The following is a 23,446-nucleotide window of genomic DNA, read 5'->3' on the forward strand; positions in this document are numbered from 1 at the left end:
GTGTTATTTGATGGGCTGAATTTGTTATTGGAAAATTATTAACAAAAATTATTAAGTCAAGGATATATCACCATGAATGCAAGTGACGAGCAAAATAGCATCAATCAACAGCTGGATAATCTTGAGCATCAGCCGTCCCAGCCAAAGACCGCCACCAATGAACCAATCAATAGTGTTAAAAAATGCTCTAGTATGGGGCGGATATTGGAAATGCTTATAAAATTCTTGTCTTTGCTGATGGCTATTGCTGTGGTGATTGGTGGTCTGAATGTGTATTCTTATTTGACAGCAATCAATCAAAAATCATTGTTTGCAAGCACGGTTGGTTTGTCTGAGTCGTTTATTGCTATTTTGGTGGCGTATTTTATCTTTTCATTGATGATGGCGGTTGGGTTTTTATCGCCATTTCTGTCTCATGTTTTGCTACTTGGTATATATTTTGATGAACAAAAACAAAACACCAAGCGTGCTGTAGGTAATCAAATCAACAAGCAATCTGTTTTTAATTTTCATCCTAGATTAAAACAATTGAGTTTGACGATCAAATTAAGCTTGAGCAACAAGTCAAACAAAGCTAAATTTTTCCTTGTAGGGTTTTTATTGTCTATAACTCCAATATTACTCATTATAATCCCATTATTACCAGTTTTATTTTTTGCTATTTGTTTGCCATTAATAGTTATCAAGATATTATTTTTTGGAGAAAAAAGAGCTTTATCTCTAGATACTCTCTCAAAATTTATTCACTGGAATTTATTTTTGTGCACACTGATTTTTGCATTAGCTGTGTATTTTGATAGTGAATGGTTGTTAAATCTAACGGTTGCCTTTTTTGCCTTATCTTCTTTTTGCTATACAATTCATTTTATAAAAAATAAATATGGATGCCGAGAGCTTTTGCTTAAAAAGATACTCTTTGTACTTGCACCACCCGTATTTCTGGTAGTATCTTTGCTATTGTTTTTTGAGCTTGTGGTATTTCCTACCAATAGTATTCTCGAAAAAGATAGAAGCTGGATATTTTATATAGTAAGCGTTGTATTATATGGGCTTTCTTGCCTATTTTCACATCTTTCAGCATCTGATTATACTGAAAACAAGCAATATGATACACCTGAATACAATATAACATTGCTTGTATTGGGTTTGAGTTTTGTACCGAGTCTTGTGTATACACTTTATGTAATGTTTTTTGCAAATTACAATATTTTATTATATGCATCACGCTTTATAGAAAGACCCCAAGACTCGGCATGGTATTTGGTCCATAACAGCAATGCTATGATAGATACCATCAACGGATTTACAAAATCAGATATTGAAAAATACAAGCAAAGTTTTGAACCAATAAGTTGGAGTAAATTTTGCAAAGAAGATGCGTTTACTGGAACAAATATTGCCAATCCCAGACCTAACGCTGCTCTATACGGCTATATGGCGTGGAATTTGGGGGTGACCAAAGTATTTTGCCCACAGTCGGTGGACTTTTTTGATGGTAGTGAGAACAAGAAGGCAAAATCTGCACAATGCCTTGTGATTGAAGGTAAATATCTGCAACCAGTTTCAGAAGGCTTTTTATTTAATGATAAATAATAAAAAACACTGGAGGACTATGCTCCAGTGTTTTTGGATGGTTTATCAACAGCTTCTGTTTTTACTGGCGGCAAAGATTGGCGAGTATTCACCTTGCTTGCCTTCATAACGCCAGTGCCATGGCTCAACGGCAATGCCACTATAGGCGGTATAATCTTTGGTAAAGCTCTGATACCAGCCGTATTGATTGGCATTTTTTACAAGCCAGCGATAGCCTGCGGTGTTGGCAAAGCTGTTCTCAATTGGCGAAAAATCCACCGTCAAACCTGTATGATGCTCCGAAAATCCCGGGTGTGATGATGTGTAATAAATTTGTCGTGCCGATTGCCCTTGGGATTTTTTGTTGGCAACGATTTGCTTTTGGCGTGCCACACTTCTAAAGATTGAGCCGGGAGTTAAGCTAACGCCATCGCGTCTTGCGGCATTGACCAGCTCTTGTAGGGCTGCTTTGGCTTCTTGGTGAATTTTATATTTGCTGTCGCTTTGGCTGCCATAACCGCTCCATACCAAATCCGATGACGAGGCTTCGTTATAGGCGAAATGTTTGATGCCTACCGCCAACGCCTCTGGGGCACATTTGGCAGCTGCTACTGGTACAGGCAGGCGAGTGGCAGTTACGGGCATCGGCTGTTGTACTGGAGCTGGTTGAGCGATTGCCGTATTTTGGTGAACGGTGGGGTTATTTGCCGCTTGAGCTACAGGAGCATTTGGCACATTGCCATTTTCTATTTTGATGGCTGGTGGATTTGTTTTATTTTCTGTGGGTGCTTTGGTGCTATTGGCACAAGCAGACAAGGTGCCGCCAGCGATAATAAGGCTGCCACCAAGCAGCATATTGCAGGTGTGTTTTGTAAGGTTTTTGCTAAATTTCATTGCATAAATTCCAAGCTATAATTGCTCTGGGGGGGGGGTAAACTGGCGAGCAAACTTTTGCCGCCAGTATTGCTTAGCAGATGTAGGCAGAGTGCGACCAGCCTCTGTATTTGCCATATTGCACAAAATACCACAAGCCGCCATCGGTGCCGATTTTTGAATTTAGGATTCTGACACCACGACCATTGGGAATGCCTGCGATGACACGATAGTTCTGTCCAGCGTTGACACGGATACGCACGCTGCTTTTTGGATTGACGGTGCAAGCATAGCCGTAGCCATTTGCCATGGCTTGTGGAGCGATGGCGATGCCTGTTGTCATGACGGCTGCTGCCAATGCAGAAGTTGCCGCAGTCTTTTTAATGATTTTAAACATTTTCAAGCGTCCTTATTTGAACAGATTTACTTATCTGTAAGATTTTAACAAAGCAACTACAAGGGTTTTGTGATTGCTGTAAGTTATTGTAACCGTTTTTTTTTTTTTTGCTTGTCAAGCCAAATTTGCCAAAAATTATTAAGAAAATCTCAATCTTTGCGTTTGGCTGTGGTGCGGCTTTGGCAGAATGGCTTTTGGAATTATATTAATAAGATAAACTTAATAGTTGAGTGATTTTTGCTGAAAATTTGACCACCAAACTGCTAAGAACGCTTGCTTTGGTATGATTAAATGACAAAAACGCACAAGCATTGATAATGGGTGATTTTGTGCTTGGTGTTTGGGTGATTGAAGATGGTGGTTTAAAGGCTAAAAGCTGTGGGCATAAAAGCCAAATCAAGGGCAATAAAAAACGACATCATAAAGATGTCGTTTTGCTAAGTGGGCGTGATATTATTTATTATCCGCTTCTTGTTCGGCTTTGTCTTGAATGCGTTTTAGCAAGCGAGCTGCCGCTTCACGACCGCCCAGACCAAAGGCAAGGGCAAATGCCACAGCTACCGCACCCAGTGTCAGACCAAAGGCAAGATTGACAATGCTGTCAGCGATACCCATCGCACGCAGACCCATCGCCAGCACAAGCCCCATGATAAGCACGCGTACGATATTTGCCGACAAGCGTGAACCATGTGCCGAACGCTCAACAATGCCTGCGATGATGCCAGCCAGCCAAAAGCCCACTGCCAAAATCACCGCACCTAGCACAATCTGACCGCCAAAGCTGATAAACATGGTAACAATATCACGAATCTGCTCAAGTCCAAGCACATCTGCCGCAGCTGTCGTGGCAAATAGCATGGCAAAAAACAAGATGCCGCAGCTGATGACTTCAGAGAGGCGTTTTGTGCCGAGTACGCCTTGTAGTCCAACGCGTGCTGGCAGACTGTCAAGTTGCGTGCTGGCAAGCAGGCCTTTGATGATATTTGCCACCATGCGTACAACAAAATAGGTAATTGCCAAAATCGCCACAGCGGTGAATACATTTGGCAGCGTTTCCATGATTTTGTTTAGCATATTGGTTGCAGGGCGAGAGATTGCCTCGATTTTTAATGCGTCCAATGCTGCAATGGTAAATGGCACAATGATTAGCAAAAATGACAATGAGCCTGCAATATTTGGTAGGCTGTTTTCGTTGCTAACACCTGCTTTGGCAGCGAGGGTTTGGATATTTAGCCCAGCGACTACTTTGGTGATGATGCCACGCACCACACGAGCAACAATCAGACCAACAAAGAATACCAAGGCTGCCATGAGCATATTTGGCACAAAGTCAAAAATCTTGTCAATCATGTTGGTCAATGGCGTAAACAAACCTGTCAGCCCCAAACGACCCAAAATCATGGTCAGGACAATCAGCAGAATAAACCAATAAATCACATCGGCAATCGTGCTGCTAAGTGGCGTAACGCCTGCTTGCTGGGAGAGCTTTTCGTCTAGGTTGGTTTTGTTCAGTGCCATGTTGGCGGCATTTTTGGCAACGGTTGCAATCACCCAGCCGATAACCCCAACAGCCACCGCTGCCAACAGATTTGGTAAAAATAGCAAGACTTGATTAATCATATTGGCAAACGGCACAGAGATTGAGTTTAAGTTGAGCTGGTTTAATGCACCCGAAACACCGATGGCGAACACGAACCAAAAGACAATCTTGGCAAGAATATTGTCCACTTGATAGGCACTGCCTGTAGAATGTTGCATACGCTCATTGACATTGAGCTTGGTGAGTGCCTTGCGAGTCAGAGCTGCCAGTATCAGTGCAGCCAGCCAGCCTAATACAAAAATCAATACAGCACCGATGACAGAACCAATCGGCCCTTGCAAGCCTTGGTTAAAAATCATGATTCTATTAAAGTCCATGGGATAACTCCAATTGAGTGATAACAATCACATCGGCAGCCTACCGATTTGATTTGGATTGCAAGCCTAAGGCTTGGTTTGGCTAGAATTGTAACACCAAAACCATGATTTTTGCCAAGCTGTTAAAGATATTTTGACAATCTTAACAATAATACAACAACCAGTATGAAAAAACGCCACTCTGTAATAGTAAATTTGGCAAATTTTTGCTATTATTGGCACGCTTTCCCCTTCAATACTTGAATCAATGTTGAGAAATGCTATGAAAAAACACGCACTGGTTGCTGCGATTATTGCAGCGGTTGCCTTGACAGGTTGTAACAAAGACACCAAAGCTGGCGATGCGAAGGCTGATGACAAAAAAGCCGCCGTCTCTAAGGTGATTAACGAGAAAAGCACCGAGATGCAAAAGGTGAGCTTTGTGTTGGGATATAACACAGGTAAAGACCTAAAAATGGTTGATGAGCAGATGGATTTGGAAGTGTTCTACAAGGCACTAAAAGATGGCTTTGAGGGCAAAGAAAGCCCGCTAAGCGAAGATGATGTCAAAAAACTTGGCGAAGCGTATGAAGCTCGCAAAAAAACCGAAGCTGAAGAAAAACTAAAACAAACCGCCGCCAAAAACAAAGTTGATGGCGAGAAATTCTTGACCGATAACGCCAAAAAACAAGGCGTGCAGACCACTGCGTCAGGCTTGCAGTACAAAGTCATCACCGAAGGCACAGGCAAATCACCAACCGCCAACGATGGCGTATTGGCAGCCTACGAAGGCAAGTTGATTGATGGCACGGTATTTGACTCTTCAGAAGGGCAGCCTGTGCCATTCATGCTAAATCAAGTCATCAAAGGCTGGACAGAGGGTCTGCAACTGATGAAAGAAGGCGGCAAATATGAACTGTATGTGCCAGCGGCATTGGCATATGGTGAAGAAGACCTAAAAGAGATTCCGCCAAACAGCGTACTGATTTTCCAAATCGACCTAAAGCAAGTGCTAAATGCCAAAGCGGTACAAGCCGAGCAACAAAAAATGCAGCAAGAGATGATAAAGCAGTTGCAAGAAGCTCAAGCCAATCAGTAATTGCTTACCAAAAAAAAGACACCTTTGGGGTGTCTTTTTTGTTGCTTGCTGATAAAATAGCCGCAATTTGGTACTGAGCAATCGGTTTTTGGCGGATTGTTGGCAGAGCGGTAAGTTGGAGATGGTTGTGTTTGGTATTACTGATTTTGCTACTTATTTTGTGGCGGTGCTGGTGATTATTGCATTGCCCGGCCCGAACAGTTTGTACTGCTTATCGGTATCGGCATCGTATGGGCATTCGGCTGGTTGGCGAGCGTTGGCAGGGATTTTATTGGGCGATACGATATTGATGGTAGCAACGATATTGGGTGCTGGCACGCTTATGCGTCTCTATCCTGAAATCTTTGAGCTTGTTAAGATTATCGGCGGCGTGTACTTGGGCTATCTGGGCATACGGTTGTTGCTGGCGGCTTATCAAGGCTTGACGAATCGCCAATTGCCACAAGAGACTGTACCAAAGCCTGTCGGTCGGCAGAATTATTTTTATCGTTCGCTGGGGCTTAGCCTGACCAACCCAAAGGCGATTTTATTTTTCTTGTCGTTTTTTGTACAATTTGTCAATCCAAATTATGACAAGCCGTGGCTGGGCTTTTTGATTTTGGCGATGGTGTTGCAAGCGGTGAGTTTTTCGTATTTGGCTTTGCTGATTTATACAGGGCGAGCATTGGCAGAAAAATTTGCCAAACGCCGTGTGCTAAGTGCCATTATGCAGGCAGCCGCTGGCGTGTTATTTGTCGGATTTGGGATAAATTTGTGGCTAAGTCAGCTGTAGCGGTGGCTTGTAGGTGTTTGTGGAAGGATTGGGCAGCTGCAAGGTGTCCGTTCGCCTATTTATGATGGTCAAAAAGGAGGTGTGATGTGCAATTAAGGTGGTTAATTGGCGGGTTTGGGCTTGTGGTGTCAGCTGCCGTTTCGGCGAATCAACCAGCAGTCCAAGATGGTACAACAGCTGGCGAGTCGCCCATTGAGCAAAACTGGCTTGATGACAAACATCAGCAGCTGGGCAATTGGCTACAGCGACAAGCTGGCACGATTGATAATTGGTTTGGTAAAAGCGACCCCAGTCAGCCAGCCAAAGCCAGTCTGCGTGTGATGGTCGATACCACTTGGAATGAATATGACGGCACAACCATCAAGCCTCGTGTGCGTGGCAGGGTGAAATTACCAACCCTTGAGCAGCGTCTTAGTGTGGTGTTTGGTGATGATAATTTGGACTATGAGCCAAAAGATGGTGGTGTGCTGACAGATGAGCGAATTGCCACACCAACTGGCACGGACAGTGCGTACAGCAGCCGACAGACACGAGAGAATAACGCATCGTTGGCATTAAGATGGTCAAAATTTCGCCAAGACACTGGGCTTGATGTGGATTTGGGTGTGCGTTCTGATGATGTATTTGTGCGAGCGACAGCAGATAAGGCGTGGCAGCTGCCGCATAAGATTGATGCCCGTTTTGAGCAAATGTATCGCTACGGCACAAAGAGTGAACATACGGCATTATCAACCTTGCAATTTGCCAAGGCATATTCACAAAAAAGCACACTGACTAATCGCTTGCATTTGCGTTATACCAACCAAGACAGCGAGAATTTGGACTGGGGCAACAGCTCATTTATGCGTTGGCAACAGCCTGTCAAGCAAGGCATTGGCGAGTTAAATTATGGTCTGTATGCAGGGGGTGATATTGTTGATAAAAAAGCACGCCTAAACACTTATGGGCCTTATGTCAGCTATCGTCAGCCTGTGTGGCGTGAATGGTTATTTGTACAGACTGATGTGAGTTATTATAACAATAAACTTAACAATCGTGGGCATCATACGGCAGTGTTTGGTCGAGTGGAGATGGTGTTTTGATGGCAAATGTGAACAAAACGCTCTTTGATGGCATGGCTGATGGTCATCGCCCAAATGTCATAAGTCTTGACACTGGGGTGAAAGCCATCATTAGCAAACATCGCTTTGGGATCTAATCGGTGCTTGGCAAACTCATCAGATAAATACAAAGCGACACCTGTATCATCATGCTTGCAAACGGCTTGTAACAATCGATCAAGACGGCGAGCTTGTCTGGCAAGCAAGTGGCAAAGCGGTGCTGGCAGTGAGGGCATCAGGCTCATGGGCGGCAGACTTAAAAATATCACTTGCTTGGCGGCAAATTTACGCACCAAAACCGCAATCATCGCACGGATATTGTGTTGCCAGATGGTATCGCTTGTGCGTTTGACAACATCATTGACTCCAACGCTTATCACGACAGTGTCGATTGCTTGGGTGGGCAATGTGTACAATCGAGCCAAAATCTGTCCGCTGGTATGTCCTGTTGTGGCGTGTAGTTGCCAGTCAAGGTGAGTACATGTATCATACAAGTGAGCGGATACATGATGGATAATGCGTCCAGAGGCGGCAGTGTCTTGATGTGTACTGCCGACACCTGCTGCTGCCGAATCACCGACAATCATCAGGCGAAAAGTACCGCAATCACCGCCAAGTTGCCGACAGCCAGATCTGTCGCCACATGGCTCGGGCAGGCTGATGGCGTTTTGTTTGACTTTGGTTGCTTGATAGAGATAAATTGGAGCAAGTAGCCAATCTAGCGTATTAAATTTCATCTGTCATCACCCAATAAAACTTGCTCAAATGCCCAGCATTTTGCAGATGATACTATAATGATCTTCAAACATCTGCTGACCATCAAGTTTTGCCAATGGCAACCAAAAGGCACGCTTGGCATCATCGCCTGCTGTCAGTACGGGCAGTTGGGCGGTGGCAGGCAGCTGAAAATAATACACGGTGGTGATGGTGCGACCACGCTGACTGCGTTTTGGGGCATCAAAGGTTTGGCTTGCTTTTAGGTGGCTTGTCAGTGTCTGTGCGTCAATGGGTAGGTTGGTTTCTTCATGCACTTCTCGCAAGCACGCACTGAGTAGATTCTCGTGCGGATCAACAAAACCTCCGGGCAAGGCATACAACCCTTGACCATAATCACCGCCTCGTTCAATCAGTAAAATATGCCCCGACTGCACAATCAGTGCATCCGTGGTGGTAAAAATTGGCGGATAAGGAGCGTGTTGCCAAGCAGCCTGATAACGCTGAATCTCGCCCAGCTGCTGCTTGAGTGCAGCATAATCAGGAGTCTGCATAAATGCTTGCAAAAACTGACGGCTGGCATCGGTCATGCGTGCATAGGCTCTATCACGAGCGGCGTCGTCATCGCCAAAATAGGCGTGTCGCAGTGGCGTGGCGGACAAATTCTCAAAATTTTCTACCAAAAAACTGCCATATTGCGGAAATAGCCCCAGATAGTACGAGCTTTCGTCCTTGTCATGGCCGATGATGGCGATGTTTGCACCGTCATCGGTATTGTCCATAATGCAGCGTTGGGCATCTAATAGCCACCGATTGTCATTATAAATGGCATCTGCCAAAGGCACGCAGATAATGCGACTGGCATCATCGGTGGCAAAACTGCCCAAAATCATCGAGCAGCGTTCAAAAAAATCAAATGGATTGCTCAAGGTGCGTGGCGAATTGGCAGAGCCGACAAGCACGATGACTTGCTTGGCGTGCTGCAGGGCTTGACGAATCACATATTGATGCCCTTGATGAAAAGGCTGAAAACGCCCAATAAATACCAAATAATCAAATTGCATTATATTGTCCTTAAAATACCAACAAAAATAAAAAATAACCTTGATAAATTCAAGCTATGTTATCATATAGGCTGTATATTTGTACATGATGATGAGACAACCCATGAGCGAAACTTTATCAAGCAATATCAAAATCACCGAATCTGCCCAAGAATATCTGGCCGAGCTGCTTGCCAAGCAAGAAACAGACGGCATTGGCGTGCGTATTTTTGTTGAGTATGCTGGCACGCCACGAGCCGAATGCTGTATGTCATACTGCCAGCCAGAAGAGGTGGACGAGGCGGATTTGCACATTGAATATGCCAAGTTTACCGCACATATTGACGCTGATAGCATTCCTTATCTGCACGATGCGGTGATTGATTATAACAAAGATCGTTTTGGTGGTCAGCTGACCTTCCGTGCCCCCAACTCAAAAGTACCGCAAGTTGGCGAAAATGCCAGCATTGAAGAGCGTATCAACTATGTGCTACAGTCGGAGATTAACCCAAGTTTGGCAGGGCATGGCGGCTCTGTAGAATTGCTTGAGGTTATCGAAGATGAGGCAGGTCTGACTGCGGTGCTAAAATTTGGTGGTGGCTGTCAGGGCTGTTCGGCAGTTGATGTAACTTTGCGTCAGGGCGTGGAAGTGCAGCTAAAGCAACAAATCCCAGAATTGACCCAAGTGGTTGATGAGACTGACCACAGCATTTCAGACCATGCTTATTATAAATAAGCAAAATACCCATAAATTAGCTGGCGTAGGTCGTTAATTTTGCCTTTATTGCCCACAAGCTGACGCTAGGTTTGCTTGCTGGGTGTTATTCTTAATAAAAATGATAAAAAATTTATGGATGATATACCACTAGACATTTCCAATGATGATTTTAAAAAATCGGTTCTAAAAAGACTTGCCGAGCGAAGAAATGAGTTCTAGTTTTTCATTTGCCCAATGTAAAACCTGATGATTTTGGCAAATTGTACCATTAAAAATACATTGATTTAATGTATTTTTAATGGTACATTATAAAGGTTTATTAGTTTCTATATTTCAAGGTTTGTGATTATGATGAATTCAATTATTTCAAAATTAAGAGACAGTCAATATATTGAGCAACAGGCATTTAGAATGCATTGCGAAAGTATTGTTAATGGCATTCCAGTTAGTTATGATTTTAATGATTCTCTTAAAACGGTATCTAACTTTGATGAGTTAGATAGAGATTTTCCAAATCTCCCAAGTTTGCTGAAAATGCAAATTATTGACGAAGTTAAAGAGAATAAAAATCTATGAGAAATAAACCTCAATTGGTTATATTGGGCGGAATCAACGGTGCTGGAAAAAGCAGTACAAGGGACAGATATTTAATGCCTGATGAAAGTAATGTTGTGGTTATTGACCCTGATAGGCTATCAAAAATTTACAGAGAGCAAGGGTTGGATAAGCGTAGTGCAGATATGCAAGGCAGTCGTTTGGCTATCTCTATGTTTGAGCAGGTAATTAAAGATAAAAAAGATATTTTTTTAGAAACAACATTGAGTGGTCAAACCATATTTAATCGCATGGATAAGGCTAAGAATAATGGTTATGAAACTACAACTGTTTATGTTGGACTATCTAGTGTTGAGACACACATAGCGAGGGTTGCACATAGGGTTAAAAATGGAGGTCATCATATTCCAGAGGAGATTATTAGGGATAGATTTTCTAAGGCGGATGAGCAATTAAAAAAAGCTTTTGAGAGGTCAGATAATTTTTATTATTATGATAACTCTGGAAATAAGCCAGTTTTATCATTTGAAAAAAACAAAGAGATTGATTTTATTATTCAACATAGCCAATCTGAAAAAATCAACGAAATTACAAAAACAATATCTCAGCAATATGGTATAAAAAATATCCAAGAAAAAGATTTGGGTCAAGAACTTAGCTCCCCTGTTTTGGGAAATACCAAGACAGGAAATATTGTTGTGATTGGGGATAATTTTACTCTACAAAAAACAGGGACGGGAAAAATTATTGCCTATGAAACCAAAAATATTCCTGATATAAAGCTTGATGATATTGGTAAAAAATTGCAGATTTTTTATGGTGCTGACGGCAAAGGTGAAGTGTTAAAAAGATATGACAGTGGCTTTGATAGACAAAAACACCTTAACTTAGATAATAGTTTTTCTAAAGAGTTAGATTTTCAATGACTAAAAATACTCAAGAGCAACCAAAAAAACGCCAACTGACAGTATTGATGGATAAAGATCTTTACGATTCTTTCAAACTAGTTGCAACCGCAAATGATCGAAAAATGGGTTTATTGGTTCGAGATTTTATTAAGCACTATATAAAAAAGAATGGTCAAGGTGAGCTTTTCCAAAATAAGAAAAAACACAAATTTAGATAAAGATACATTTATTTAATGTATTAAAATTTTATCCTTTTTCCCGAATTCGGACGCTTAACTTATTTGGTTTGCTGGTTATAAAAACATTACAAGGTTATTTTCTAATATCATGTTCATATTGAATGCTTAGAATTTGTGATTTTTCAATCTCAATAACTTTGTTATTGTTATCAAAACTATATTTTTTAATCCGAATGTCTGCTGAATTTGTGAGGTTTTCTTTTTCTATTGCATAAAATGGCAGAATCTGAAAGCTGATACTGGGCTTCTTGGGCTGTGTCGCAACACTTCCAATATGCGAAAGCCCATCTGTTGTTACAACTGCGATACAACCAAGGTACTGGTGAGTGTACCAGTGCACCGATTTTACAAAAACAAAATAAAGTGCAGCAATTGCTAATAACCATTTCATCGTTAATCAACCCGTTGTAAATTCTGGTAGACGAGCTTTCTGTTTTTCAGCATGTAATTGACAATATTGGCAAGAATCAATTTTTAAAATTGATAATTTCTCCCATATATCAAGGGTGATGAATATTAAGGCTAGCGTGCCTTGTGCAGTGGCAAACAACAAAAATGTAAGAAGTGCAATGTTGGAGCCTTCTTTGTGCTTCAGATGAAATCCACCACCAACACAAAAACATTAAACTTAAATAAAAAACAAAAATCAAAGGGGTACTAAGAGATATCTTAAACCCTCCCCATTATAATTAAATACCATCTTTTTGCCACAAGTAGCACATTTTATTGTGCGTTTGTAGTTTAACACACCACAAAAATAAGCTAGAAGCAGACACAAGAAAAATATTGGAAGTATAAGGGTTTGCTGATGGGTAAAAACTGCCATCGTGCTTGAGCTGTATTGTTTTTTGGCATAATTGCAATTTGCTGGACGAAGTCCAAAGGCACTGCGGCTGATTGATGGCGTTCTCTTGCTTGGTGATTTGTAGATGGTTGTTAATCGGTGGCATAATTGACATCAAGTATTTGTTTTTATTAATATCCATTAATGCTTATGCCAGCTGCTAAAATCATACACGCCAAGCCACATTGCCCAAATCAGCACATGAAAAACCCCTTGAAAATCAAGGGGTTGTTTATTATTATGCGTGGTTTTTGATGGTTTGGTAGCAGGCGGGGTCTAGTCTTGGACCAAATTGTGCAACCACTGCCGCTGCCACGCGTGCGGTATCCCACGCATTCACGGTGTAGACATCTTCTTGGTTTGCACCTGTGGTTTTGTCTACCGTGGTGTTTTTACCTGCTTCAACCTTAGTGCGAGCAGCAGCAGCGGCTTTGGTGAGCTGTGATACATTCACCGCATCGTTTGGATCCTTACCGTCAGCAAGGTTGGTGATTTTCACAGGGTTGCCTTCAGGGCTACCTACCACCAAATCGCCAGCGTCATTGCTGTTAATTTTCGGACCATCTTTACCGCCGCCAAATGTTACAGAATTGATATTAATATCATCAGCAAGTCTATAAGCGATTTCCGCACCATTACGGCTAACTTCTAGGTTGTCATTCCAAGTTCTGAAAGTAACGGTATCGCTTGGGTTGATAAGCTCAGTGCCAGTTGTACCTTCAGCAGCCAAGTTCCAACCAGAGTTGTTGATGGCATTTGCCACATCACCAGCGGTTACAAGAGCATTAGTATTAGCAGGGGTATTTACCTTGCCGTCTGCACGAACAGTTACAGGCGTGGTGTTGGCTTTGATTTGGTTGCCTTCCACCTTGATGGTGTTGCTGTCTGTATTGACATCAAAAGTGATATCGCCATTAGCGTTGCGAGCGGTGGTCGCAGTACCATTGACAAAGTTTACATCGCTGTTGTTTTGGTCGATGGTTTCAACTTGCGTGCCATTTACCGAAGTGGTGAATGACTGCACCGCCGTGTCTGCTTTGGCTAGGCTGTCTTTGCTGCCTTGAGACAAATCAACTTTATAATCCGTCACTTCCACACCGTCCACGGTGCTGGCTGTGCCTTTTTCTACCGTTACCGCTGTAGAACCTGCCGTTACAGACGCAGAAGTGTCTTTGCTGGTGGCGGTTAATTTACCGTCTTTGATTTGTACGGTGGTGCCGTCCACTGCCACATCAAATTTCACATTTGAAGTGGTGCCGTCAGTGGTGATTTCTACGGTGGTGCCGTTGCCTTTGGTGAAGTTTACAATATCTGCTGGGGCAACTTGGTCTTTGTGTTCACCATCTTGTTGCAATCCCCAACCTGCACTGACTTTTTCTGCCACGGCAAATAGCTGTGAGCCGTTGATGGCATCGGTCGAGGTTCTAGAGATTTCACCTGAGGCGACATTTTGCAGACGGCGTTCGTAGCCAGAGGCACCGATGGTAACGATACCCACAGGGGAAGAGCCTGCAAAGCCTTTTTCACCGCCATAGGTCAGTGTACCGACTTTATTACCTGCCGCATTGTAGTAATCAACGGTGGCGTTTTTATAGTCATAACTGCCTGCGGTGGTGGTCTCACCTGTATCAAATGAGTTTGGCACAATTTGGAATTCGGTACCACTGCCATCAGCGTTTAGGAGTGGGGCTGCTTGACCCTTACCCTCTTCACTAAACACACCATAAGACTCCGCTCCCAGATAGACAGAGTTGGCAATGGTGCCATTTTGATAGCTAGTCGGTCTGCCATTAATATCACCCATCGTGTTGATACCGCTACCTAGGATAAAGGTATTTTCGCTGGTAACACGGTTATTATTACCAATCACAAAACTGCCCGCAGTAGATTTATCTGGTTGCGAGGTCGCTGATGATAGCCTCATATCATTCGTGCGTGCGTCATAGCTTTTTTGACCGCCAAGCTGGTTATGGTTACCGATGATGGCTGAACTGGCTGAAGTGCTGTTGATAAAGTTGTTATTACCATAGGCAGAGGCATTGGCACCTGCGACAAGGTTGTTTGCACCAACCGTGTTTGCTCTCTTGGCAGTGGATTGGTTGGCTGAACCAATCGCAACCGCTTCTGTTTCGCTTGCAGTCGCTCCTGAACCGATGGCGATGGTGTTGTTGGCACTCACGGCAGCGGCTTGACCGATAGCAATGGCTTGTTCTACGGCTTTTTCACCATTAAAGGTTGGGGTGTATTTGTCGTATTTAACGACTGTGCCGTTTGGTGCAGTAACATCTTCTTCTTCGACTTTTACAGTGGCAGAAGTTGCACCGACTTTGATATTGTTACCAAAGACGAAGTTATTTTTTGAGGTTGAGCCGACCAAGTTGGCATTACCAATGGCGGTGTTGTTGGTACCACCGATAATGCTAAAGGTTTTATCGGTCATACTGCCATTTTTTAGGGCGTTTTCCATACGGGATTCGCTACCACCCCCTGTGGCACCGATGGCGGTAGAGTTAGCACCAAAGCTCATTACGGCCGAACCGATGGCAGTGGCAGATTTTGCCCCTGTAATCGCTCCTGAACCAACAGCTACTTGGTTACTGTAGTCGCCATTGGTGGCACTGCGAGAACCAAACGCCATCGCATCAAAACCACCACGCACTTGGGTCGCCGAACCATAGGCAGAAGTGGTATCGCCGTGCGTCTTCGCACCACCACCCACTGCCGAGTTGCGGTTACCGCCTGTAACGACCGCTTGTGAGCCGACAGCCATCGAACGGCTACCATCACCAATCACTTTGGCAGCATCACCGATTGCCATGTTGTTTTCACGGGCAGTGTTGGCGATTAAGGCATTGGTACCCATCGCAATGTTACTGCCCGCACCGTTTGCCATTCCTGCAGCACTGCTTGCCTCAACTTTGGCACCTTTACCGATGGCGACAGATTGTAAACGGCTAGTTGCCGCCTGATAACCCACGGCGATGGCTTCTTGGGCTTGAGCTTTTGCGTCATAACCAAGAGCCATACCACGGTCGGCATTGGTGTATTGATCGCCAACTTTAATGCTGCTGACTTCAGAGCCACGACCGATGGCGATTGAGCCGTCCGCCCAAGTTCTGGCGTTTTGACCCACTGCCACCGCCCAGCGACCACGCACCAATTTATCCGTGCCGATCTTCGTGCCATCTGCTGCGGTTTGTTCTGAATAGTTGTTGGCGTTGGTACCGATGGTGACAGAATCATCACCAAAATATTGATCGCCTGCATTATTACCAATCACCACTTGGCGTAAACCTGTGGCATTGGTACCAGCGGTATCACCGATGATGATATTGTTGTTGGTGGCGATGGTGTTTGTCGCGGTTTGAATTTGACCATTCACAATATGCTGACGAGAGCCTTGCGGATCGACAAAGCCCACCCCTGCATCTTTACCGATGGCGATGGTGTTGTTTGATAGGGCTTGTGCATTTACCCCAGCCGCCAAGCTATATGCCGCCTTGGCACCCCCGATACCGTCCACCGCAGCTAGGTTGGTGGCGTTAGCGGTTGGGTCAGATGATTTGTCTTGATTAGTGGCGTTTACATGGAAGTAGTTTTGTTTGTCAGTGCCAACATTGGCAGAAAGGTCTTGGATCGCCTTAAATGCTTGATAAAGCTGTGAACCGTTCACGCCGTCCGTAGAATCCTCCGCCACACGACCTGCTGCGACATATTGGATTTGACGGTATTTGTAGTCGTCAGAGTCTTTGGTTTCATCTACCCAGACTTTAGCACCGCTTAAATTACCACCGCCGTCTACCAATTTACGCTCGCCTGTGGCAACTTGTACTGTCTTACCAGCACCAACGGCTAATACGCTTGTGCCATCTGTTGGCTGACCTGCGTAATTATAAGTTTTGCCACCAATGGTGATAGATTTGGTTTCTGTACCTGTGTTGGTATTACCTGCCGCCGAGAATGCACCCAATGCGACATTACCCATATTGCTACCACCCGAACCTGCACCACCATCTGAGCGTACAGTTTGTGTACTTGAGTCGCTAGAAACAGTTGCTTTATAGCCGAGAGCTGTACCGTACCAAGTGTAGTTTGAGCTGGCATTACCACCAATCGCTACCGAGTGGTGAGCAGCTGCCGCAAGGTTTGGTTTGTCAGCATTGACTTGAGCACCATAAGCAAATGCCCCTGTCGATGCAGCGGCGTTCTCACCGATAACTACGGTTGAGTAATCGCCCTGATCGTAATAAGAATTCGACGCAGTCGCGTGAGCATTAGACGCAAAACCCAACCCCAACGCCGCCAACACAGCCGCTGCAAGCGGTGTGATTTTGCCAAATTTCACCACACCTGCCGACACGCTGGTATCCGCAGATGAATTATTCACAGTGCTGTTCTTGCCCTGCGATCTTGCAAACTCCGCAACCGCCGTAAAAGCACCCGTTGCTTTGTTAAAAACCACTTTATAAATGTGATTCATAGGATCTCCGATTTAGTTATAGACGACCATCAGCAATCTATACAATGTGGACTGTGGCGGTGATTGTCATACAACCAACAACTCACCAACAACAATACCCCCAATCTCACCCCCCCCCCCGCAAATCTGGGTGGTAGGTTGTTTGTAAGACTGTCCGATAGCGGTATTTGGACACAAAAATACACTGTGTATTATAATAAAAAACACATGCCCAAAACCAGTTTATCCGCCCAAAAAATTGTATTTTTTGTGTAAATCGTGATAACAAAAAAACCCACCGTCATCATCGGTGAGAGCTGGCTTATGGCATGATGATGGGGCTTGATGGTTGGCGTGAGAGTTTGGCTTGGGTGGGTGGATTATTAATAATAATTATTAATAACAGATAAAATGATTCATGTATAATGGCACACTACAATTGGGGGATTTTGGCAAGCAAAAACTTGCCGAGCGGTGGCATTGTTTGACACCATCAAAAAGATTTTTTATTATAAATAAATCAAGGCAACAGCTGCAACTGTCGCCTTGTAGGTTACCGCCACCGACCTGTGTGAGTGGTGGCAACTGTAAGGAGAGGTACGATGAGATTACTCACACTAATCTTGTTTATCATTCTGCTGTTATTAAGCAATAACGCTTATTAATGCAGACAGCCTGAGAAGTGATGCGAACACTTCGGAGGCTTGAGTTAGGGGCTAACCCTAACCGCTCCTTATTTATCTTTATTATGCCATCAAATCAAGATTTTGCAAGTGCTGTTTGAGAAAAATATTATAATTTTGGTTAAGAAAATAAAATCCGCCAAGCTAAGTGATGCTGGCGGATTTTTGTTTTGTGCGGTTTTAATTTGTGTGATGGTGGTTTTGCAATATTTGACACCGTCAAAAAGATTTTTTATTATAAATAAATCAAGGCAACAGCTGCAACTGTCGCCTTGTAGGTTACCGCCACCGACCTGTGTGAGTGGTGGCAACTGTAAGGAGGTGGATATGATTAAGCTACTTTTAATCATCATCTTGCTTTTGATTAGCTTACCAGCTTATTAAAAGCAAAGCCTGAGAAGCAGTAAGGCTACTTCGGAGGCTTGAGTTAGGGGCTAACCCTAACCGCTCCTTATTTATCTTTATTATGCCATCAAATCAAGATTTTGCAAGTGTTGTTTGAGAAAAATATCATAAAAATAACAAACAGGTTAAATAAAAAATCCGCCAAGCTAAGTAATGCTGGCGGATTTTTGTTTTATAAAATTTGCAATATTTGACACCATCAAAAAGATTTTTTATTATAAATAAATCAAGGCAAGTGCTGGAACACTTGCCTTGTAGGTTACCGCCACCGACCTGTGTGAGTGGTGGCAACTGTAAGGAGGAAGCAATGAAAACATTACTCAAGCTAATCGTTATCATTGTATTGGCTCTATTAAGCAACAACGCTTATTAAGCCAAAAGCCCGAAAAGCAGGACAAGACTACTTGGGGGCTTGAGTTAGGGGCTAACCCTAACCGCTCCTTATTTATCTTTATTATGCCATCAAATCAAGATTTTGCAAGTGTTGTTTGAGAAAAATATCATAATTTTGGTTAAGAAAATAAAATCCGCCAAGCTAAGTGATGCTGGCGGATTTTTGCTATTACAATACCAAAGAGTTTGGCATTAGCCATTTAGGCTTTGGGGTGCCAAAATGGTAATTTCTACACGGCGGTTTTTGGCTCTGCCTGCCTCGGTTGTATTATCCGCCACTGGCTGACGCATACCATAGCCAACGGTTTGGATACGGCTTGTCGCCACACCTTGACCAGCCAAATAGTTGCGTACAGCAGCTGCTCGCTGCTCAGACAGGCGTTGATTGTAGTCAGCTCGACCTGTAGAATCGGTATGACCTGCAACCACGATACTTGTTTGGCCGTATTCTTTCATGGTGGCAGCCAGCTGATTTAGACTGCTCAAAAATGCTGGGTTAAGCGATGCATCATCATGGGCAAAAGTAATATTGCTTGGCATAACTAGGTTGATATTGCCTGTTTTTGTGTCATGCTCAACGGTTACGCCTGTGCCTTTCATTTGTTCTTGAATTTGCTTGGCTTGGCGTTCCATATACCAGCCCACCCCTGCACCAACGGCAGCACCAATCGCCGCATCACGGCCTGTCTTTTCACCACCTGTTGCCTTAGAAATAGCAGCACCGCCCAACGCACCAGCAACCGCACCAATAACACGCTTATCGATATTGCCAATGCCAGTGCCTGTACCAGTGCCTGTATTGGCACAGCCTGCCAAAGTTACGCTGGCAGCCAACATGGTTACGCCAAATGCTTTTAGTTTCATAACAAACTCCTTTGGTTTGTAAATTTTACTGATGATATCTATCGGCTGTCAAACTGATCACTTGGCTCAATCTGCCACACCTTGCACGCCTGCACTCTTAGGCGATGGCAACATTATGCACCAAATATTTGACTACTTTGTACAATAACTGTAGCATTTGGTATGAGTTTATGCACGCTGTGTAATTTATCTGTGCGATTGTGCATATTCTAGCAACTTTGGTAACAATTATCACACCAGCGAATGCACCAGACCGCCCCACTGCCACGCCTATGCTATCCACACTTGGTCAGTTTAAGTCTAAGCTGGCTTAATCTTACAAACCTTATGGCAAATATGTCAAGCACTGACAGCAGTCATCATAAGTCAAGGCTTGGCTTATATTTAGACAACTGAATAAATTTTGTAAATCTTAGCCAATGAGAGAAATTTTTGGTAAACTATGTACAATCGTAAACATTAGCACTTGAGCTGAATTGATGAGGTTAATCATGTCAAATGGACGCAAAACTTTGCCATTTTTTGCAAAACTGCACCAAAAACAACCCAAACTCGCCCAAAAACTGTCGCTGATAACCAGTACCAGCACCATCGCCGCCAACAGTCTTTTGGTTGGTGTGCCTGTTATCGGTGCAGGCGTTACCAAGATGCTCACAGGCTCAAAGCGTGCTGACGACACCGTTATCGGCATTACCAACCACTGGCTGCAGACCAACAACCTGCTGATTGATAAAGTACTGCCCAGCAAAGACTGGCGTATCAACCTGCCTGACAACCTAGACCCAAACGGTCGTTATTTGCTCATCTGCAACCATCAGTCTTGGGTGGATACCAGCATTATTCAGTACATCAGCGAAGGCGTGCTGCCGATTACTCGCTTTTTTACCAAGCATGAGCTGATTTATATTCCCATTGTCGGTCAGACCTTTTATTTCTTGGATTTTCCGATGATGAAACGCCACAGCAAAGAGCAAATTGCCAAAAATCCTGCCCTTGCCAATCGAGATCTGCAAGAAGCTCGCCGAGCGTGCAATCTATTAAGCGGCAAGCCCTTTGTGCTGCTCAACTACCTTGAAGGCACTCGCTTTACCGCCGAAAAACACGCCAAACAAAACTCCCCCTATCGCCACCTGCTCAAGCCAAAAGCAGGCGGATTGGCATTGGCGTTGGCAAGCCTTGGGCAACAGATTGACGGCATCTTGGATATGACCTTGGTCTATCCTGATGGCGTGCCAACCTATGCCGATCTGTGGTCTGGCAAACTTCGCAGATTGGCGGTTGATATTGAATTTATCCGCCCAAATGATGCTCTGCTTGAAGCACTAAAAAATGGCAAATATGAGAGCGATGATACCGTCAAGGCACAAATGTATGCGTGGCTTGATGAGCTTTGGCAAGCCAAAGATGCCAAAATAGACGCCCTGCTTAATGATTTTGACCCAAAGAATAATCCATCAAAATAACTTGACACCGCAACACAACTGTAGCCATAGAAAATGAACACCGAACAACGCAGCACGCCCACACTTGACACCCTTAGCATGCCACAGCAGACAGATCTGCCTGATGGCGTCATACCATTTTATGGCACAGCCAAGGCACCAGAGCGTCGCCCCAGTCGCACCAAGCTGGGTTATGACATTCTCATGCTGTTGCTATTGCTTGTTGATTTGGCACTCATACTGACCGATACGATATTAACCAGTGGTATCGCTCACAGTCTGGCACAGTGGCTGAACCTGTCGGCAGTGCTGGTCAATTATCAGCAGAATTATCATGACAGCATTGCTACCATTGGTGGGTTTTTTACCCTATTTTGGCTTGGTGAATTGCTGGTGCGTTGGGGGCTGGCGATTTATGCTCGTACTTATTATCGCTGGTTTTTCTTTCCTTTTGTGCATTGGTATGAAGTGCTTGGGGTGATTCCTGCCTTGCGTATTTTGCGACTGCTGCGAGTGGTGGTAATTGTACGCCGACTGCACCGACTGGGCATACAGATTGTGCCACAACGCTGGATACAATCGGCACAATTTTATTATCATGTGCTGCTAGAAGAGCTGTCTGACCGTGTTATCTTGACAGCGATTGATAATTTTCGCACACAGCTTCATCAGCCCACGGGCAAACATGGGCAATTATTACAACAGACCATCGCCGCCAACCGCAGCCAAATTGAGACAGCGATTCTTGAACTGCTTCGCCGTGAACTAACACCGCGACTACAGGCGGCATTGCTGGCAGAGCAAGGCGAGCGACTGTCTGCCAGTGTCGGTGCGGCAGTTGAGCAAGCACTTGATGACACGCCAGAATTACGCAAATACCTAAAGCTCATTCCCATCGCAGGTGGCATGATAGAATCACAGATTCACAGCGTTGGACGCAGTATCGGCAAGCAAGTTACCACAGCAATCAATCAGCACCTGTTCGCTGACGAGACGCTTGATGGGCTAATGCGTGCCATCGCTCACGGCATCTCCCAAATTGACACCACACATCCACAGGTGCAGACACTGGTTGCTGAAGTGGTTGAGCTGTCCTTATCCGCCTTTGAAGAACAGATTAAGATTCAACAATGGAAACACCGTCAGCAATTGCCATAATAAAACAGCCATGATGGGCTTATCACAGCCATCAGACAGTCTGGCGACTGGGGTGGTAGTGGATTGCTTGGCGGTGGGTGCTTTTTTCATACGGCAAAAAATGCTACAATCAGCACAATATTTGGATAATTTGTTAATAACCATTTAAAAAAGGCAAAAACGCATGACTCAAGCCGTTACCCTCTTTGGCAAAATGCTCACCTTTAGCCGCCTAAAAATTCATACCGATGATTTGCAAGCAATCCGTAGCGAACTGGAGGTTTTGCTCGCCAGCAATCCCATCGCCAGCAGTCTTCCCATCATCATTGACAGCGATATTGCTCTAGAGCTTGATGCTTTGCTGGATTTGTTGTGGCTTATGGATATACAGCCCATTGGTGTGGTGAGCGGTCTGCTTGATATACAGGCAAAAGATTTGCGATTGGCAATTTTCCCTGCCGATGGCAAACGCATTGAGCGACTGCCCAGCACCCACGACAAGCCTGTCGCCACGCAACACGACACCACAAACACAGACACCACCGCTACAGTTGGCGTGCCAGCTGCCGCAACCCAACAAGCAGCAACACTTAGCACTGCCCAAGACAGCCAACAGCGTGTCAGTAGTATCCATACGCAGATGTTGCGTTCGGGTCAGAGCTTGCAGCACTTGGGTGGTGATTTGACCATCATTGGCGATGTGAACAAGGGTGCAGAAGCAATCACCGACAACAGCCTACATATCTATGGGCGAGGGCTAGGACGATTGGTTGCAGGGGCAACAGGCGACAAAAATGCACGAATTTTTTGCCAAAAATTTGACCCATCACTGGTGTCTGTCGCTGGCACTTACTGCTTGCGTGATGCCATTCCCAGCGAGATGATTGGGCAGGCGGTGCAGGTTACTTATGACGAAAATCAAGGGTTGATTTTTACTTTATTAGCCTAAGATTGTCTTAACACGCTGTCATCATGATTGATAACAAAACAGGTTGGAAAAACTGACAAGCCCAGCCTGTCGCACTGATGACAGCCATCTGGTCTGCTGTATGTAGCAAGCACAGCTTAATATCTCAAGCATAATCTCTAGACAAACAGCATCACGCCATTGTCCGCCACCGCCGTACTTGGCTGAACTGTTAGATTGCTGCCAAAGCATTATCATGGACAATTTTACCATTTGTCTATTTTGACAATTGTCATTTTTTATAATAAATAAAGAATCAGCCAGCAAAAATCAACCAAGCAATTGATGAAATTGTACAAATATGCTATTCTAGCAAGGTATTAGCTTTGGCAACTGGTGGTTATGCCGTGTTGCTGTTTTATAAGG

General features: G+C 44.2%; 20 protein-coding genes. 11 read left to right on the forward strand and 9 right to left on the reverse strand.

Features of this window, described 5'->3' with window-relative positions; translation table 11 throughout:
- The first annotated feature begins 72 nt into the window (after positions 1 to 72).
- On the forward strand, positions 73 to 1,593 hold the full coding sequence (locus BW928_RS03925) for a hypothetical protein (protein ID WP_076554932.1): 1,521 nt from the start codon (positions 73 to 75) through the stop codon (positions 1,591 to 1,593).
- Positions 1,594 to 1,638: 45 nt separating this feature from the next.
- On the opposite strand, the gene BW928_RS03930 is transcribed toward BW928_RS03925, so the two are convergent.
- The 3 genes from BW928_RS03930 to BW928_RS03945 form a co-directional block, all read right to left on the reverse strand.
- Entirely contained in the window at positions 1,639 to 2,466 is an 828-nt protein-coding gene (locus BW928_RS03930) for a M15 family metallopeptidase (protein ID WP_076554933.1), read from the reverse strand.
- Positions 2,467 to 2,539: 73 nt separating this feature from the next.
- The gene (locus BW928_RS03935) at positions 2,540 to 2,842 is read right to left on the reverse strand and encodes an SH3 domain-containing protein (RefSeq protein WP_076554934.1); all 303 of its coding nucleotides are present in this window, start codon (positions 2,840 to 2,842) and stop codon (positions 2,540 to 2,542) included.
- Positions 2,843 to 3,295: 453 nt separating this feature from the next.
- Positions 3,296 to 4,759 (reverse strand): mechanosensitive ion channel, encoded by a 1,464-nt coding sequence (locus tag BW928_RS03945; protein WP_076554936.1) that lies wholly within the window; start codon positions 4,757 to 4,759, stop codon positions 3,296 to 3,298.
- Between the two features lie 262 nt (positions 4,760 to 5,021).
- Between BW928_RS03945 and BW928_RS03950 the strand changes: the two genes are divergently transcribed.
- The 3 genes from BW928_RS03950 (at position 5,022) to BW928_RS03960 (ending at position 7,691) form a co-directional block, all read left to right on the forward strand.
- Positions 5,022 to 5,837 (forward strand): FKBP-type peptidyl-prolyl cis-trans isomerase, encoded by an 816-nt coding sequence (locus BW928_RS03950; RefSeq protein WP_076554937.1) that lies wholly within the window; start codon positions 5,022 to 5,024, stop codon positions 5,835 to 5,837.
- Between the two features lie 121 nt (positions 5,838 to 5,958).
- Positions 5,959 to 6,609 carry a leucine efflux protein LeuE gene (leuE, locus tag BW928_RS03955; RefSeq protein ID WP_227516543.1) on the forward strand — a complete coding sequence of 217 codons (651 nt, stop codon included), beginning with the start codon at positions 5,959 to 5,961 and terminating at the stop codon, positions 6,607 to 6,609.
- 86 nt (positions 6,610 to 6,695) lie between these two features.
- Complete coding sequence (locus BW928_RS03960) at positions 6,696 to 7,691, forward strand: hypothetical protein (protein ID WP_143821496.1); 996 nt, start codon at positions 6,696 to 6,698, stop codon at positions 7,689 to 7,691.
- Here the strand turns inward: BW928_RS03960 and BW928_RS03965 are convergent.
- Both BW928_RS03965 and BW928_RS03970 read right to left on the reverse strand, forming a co-directional pair.
- Complete coding sequence (locus BW928_RS03965) at positions 7,652 to 8,446, reverse strand: SGNH/GDSL hydrolase family protein (protein WP_076554938.1); 795 nt, start codon at positions 8,444 to 8,446, stop codon at positions 7,652 to 7,654. The two genes, BW928_RS03960 and BW928_RS03965, sit on opposite strands and share 40 nt — an antisense overlap.
- A 24-nt stretch (positions 8,447 to 8,470) precedes the next feature.
- Positions 8,471 to 9,487: a bifunctional nicotinamide-nucleotide adenylyltransferase/Nudix hydroxylase gene (locus BW928_RS03970; RefSeq protein ID WP_076554939.1), complete on the reverse strand. Its 1,017-nt coding sequence runs from the start codon at positions 9,485 to 9,487 to the stop codon at positions 8,471 to 8,473.
- A 103-nt stretch (positions 9,488 to 9,590) separates the two neighbouring features.
- On the opposite strand from BW928_RS03970, the gene nfuA reads away from it, so the two are divergent.
- The 4 genes from nfuA to BW928_RS03990 all read left to right on the forward strand — a co-directional run bounded on the left by nfuA (position 9,591) and on the right by BW928_RS03990 (position 11,865).
- Positions 9,591 to 10,202 (forward strand): Fe-S biogenesis protein NfuA, encoded by a 612-nt coding sequence (nfuA, locus tag BW928_RS03975; protein WP_126329522.1) that lies wholly within the window; start codon positions 9,591 to 9,593, stop codon positions 10,200 to 10,202.
- Between the two features lie 330 nt (positions 10,203 to 10,532).
- The gene (locus tag BW928_RS03980; RefSeq protein ID WP_076554941.1) at positions 10,533 to 10,760 is read left to right on the forward strand and encodes a hypothetical protein; all 228 of its coding nucleotides are present in this window, start codon (positions 10,533 to 10,535) and stop codon (positions 10,758 to 10,760) included.
- Complete coding sequence (locus BW928_RS03985) at positions 10,757 to 11,665, forward strand: ATPase (protein WP_076554942.1); 909 nt, start codon at positions 10,757 to 10,759, stop codon at positions 11,663 to 11,665. Before BW928_RS03980 ends, BW928_RS03985 begins: the two co-directional genes overlap by 4 nt.
- Positions 11,662 to 11,865, forward strand: a complete 204-nt coding sequence (locus tag BW928_RS03990) for a hypothetical protein (RefSeq protein ID WP_076554943.1) — start codon at positions 11,662 to 11,664, stop codon at positions 11,863 to 11,865. The genes BW928_RS03985 and BW928_RS03990 overlap by 4 nt, the downstream gene beginning before the upstream one ends.
- A gap of 94 nt (positions 11,866 to 11,959) precedes the next feature.
- On the opposite strand, the gene BW928_RS03995 is transcribed toward BW928_RS03990, so the two are convergent.
- The 3 genes from BW928_RS03995 to BW928_RS04015 all read right to left on the reverse strand — a co-directional run bounded on the left by BW928_RS03995 (position 11,960) and on the right by BW928_RS04015 (position 19,534).
- The gene (locus tag BW928_RS03995) at positions 11,960 to 12,277 is read right to left on the reverse strand and encodes a hypothetical protein (protein ID WP_076554944.1); all 318 of its coding nucleotides are present in this window, start codon (positions 12,275 to 12,277) and stop codon (positions 11,960 to 11,962) included.
- Between the two features lie 691 nt (positions 12,278 to 12,968).
- Complete coding sequence (locus tag BW928_RS04005; protein WP_076554946.1) at positions 12,969 to 17,210, reverse strand: beta strand repeat-containing protein; 4,242 nt, start codon at positions 17,208 to 17,210, stop codon at positions 12,969 to 12,971.
- A gap of 1,652 nt (positions 17,211 to 18,862) precedes the next feature.
- A complete protein-coding gene (locus BW928_RS04015; RefSeq protein ID WP_076554948.1) occupies positions 18,863 to 19,534 on the reverse strand; it encodes a YiaD family glycine zipper/OmpA-like lipoprotein in 672 nt (223 codons plus the stop codon).
- 491 nt (positions 19,535 to 20,025) lie between these two features.
- On the opposite strand from BW928_RS04015, the gene yihG reads away from it, so the two are divergent.
- The 3 genes from yihG (at position 20,026) to minC (ending at position 23,062) form a co-directional block, all read left to right on the forward strand.
- Positions 20,026 to 20,997 carry a 1-acylglycerol-3-phosphate O-acyltransferase, YihG family gene (gene yihG, locus BW928_RS04020; protein WP_076554949.1) on the forward strand — a complete coding sequence of 324 codons (972 nt, stop codon included), beginning with the start codon at positions 20,026 to 20,028 and terminating at the stop codon, positions 20,995 to 20,997.
- 33 nt (positions 20,998 to 21,030) lie between these two features.
- Positions 21,031 to 22,134, forward strand: a complete 1,104-nt coding sequence (locus tag BW928_RS04025; protein WP_143821495.1) for a hypothetical protein — start codon at positions 21,031 to 21,033, stop codon at positions 22,132 to 22,134.
- Between the two features lie 163 nt (positions 22,135 to 22,297).
- Entirely contained in the window at positions 22,298 to 23,062 is a 765-nt protein-coding gene (gene minC, locus BW928_RS04030) for a septum site-determining protein MinC (protein ID WP_076554950.1), read from the forward strand.
- 21 nt (positions 23,063 to 23,083) lie between these two features.
- On the opposite strand, the gene BW928_RS04035 is transcribed toward minC, so the two are convergent.
- Positions 23,084 to 23,278, reverse strand: a complete 195-nt coding sequence (locus tag BW928_RS04035; protein ID WP_143821494.1) for a hypothetical protein — start codon at positions 23,276 to 23,278, stop codon at positions 23,084 to 23,086.
- Positions 23,279 to 23,446 lie beyond the last annotated feature (168 nt).

Origin of the sequence: Moraxella cuniculi DSM 21768 (assembly GCF_900156515.1) — a bacterium.
Lineage (GTDB): Bacteria > Pseudomonadota > Gammaproteobacteria > Pseudomonadales > Moraxellaceae > Moraxella > Moraxella cuniculi.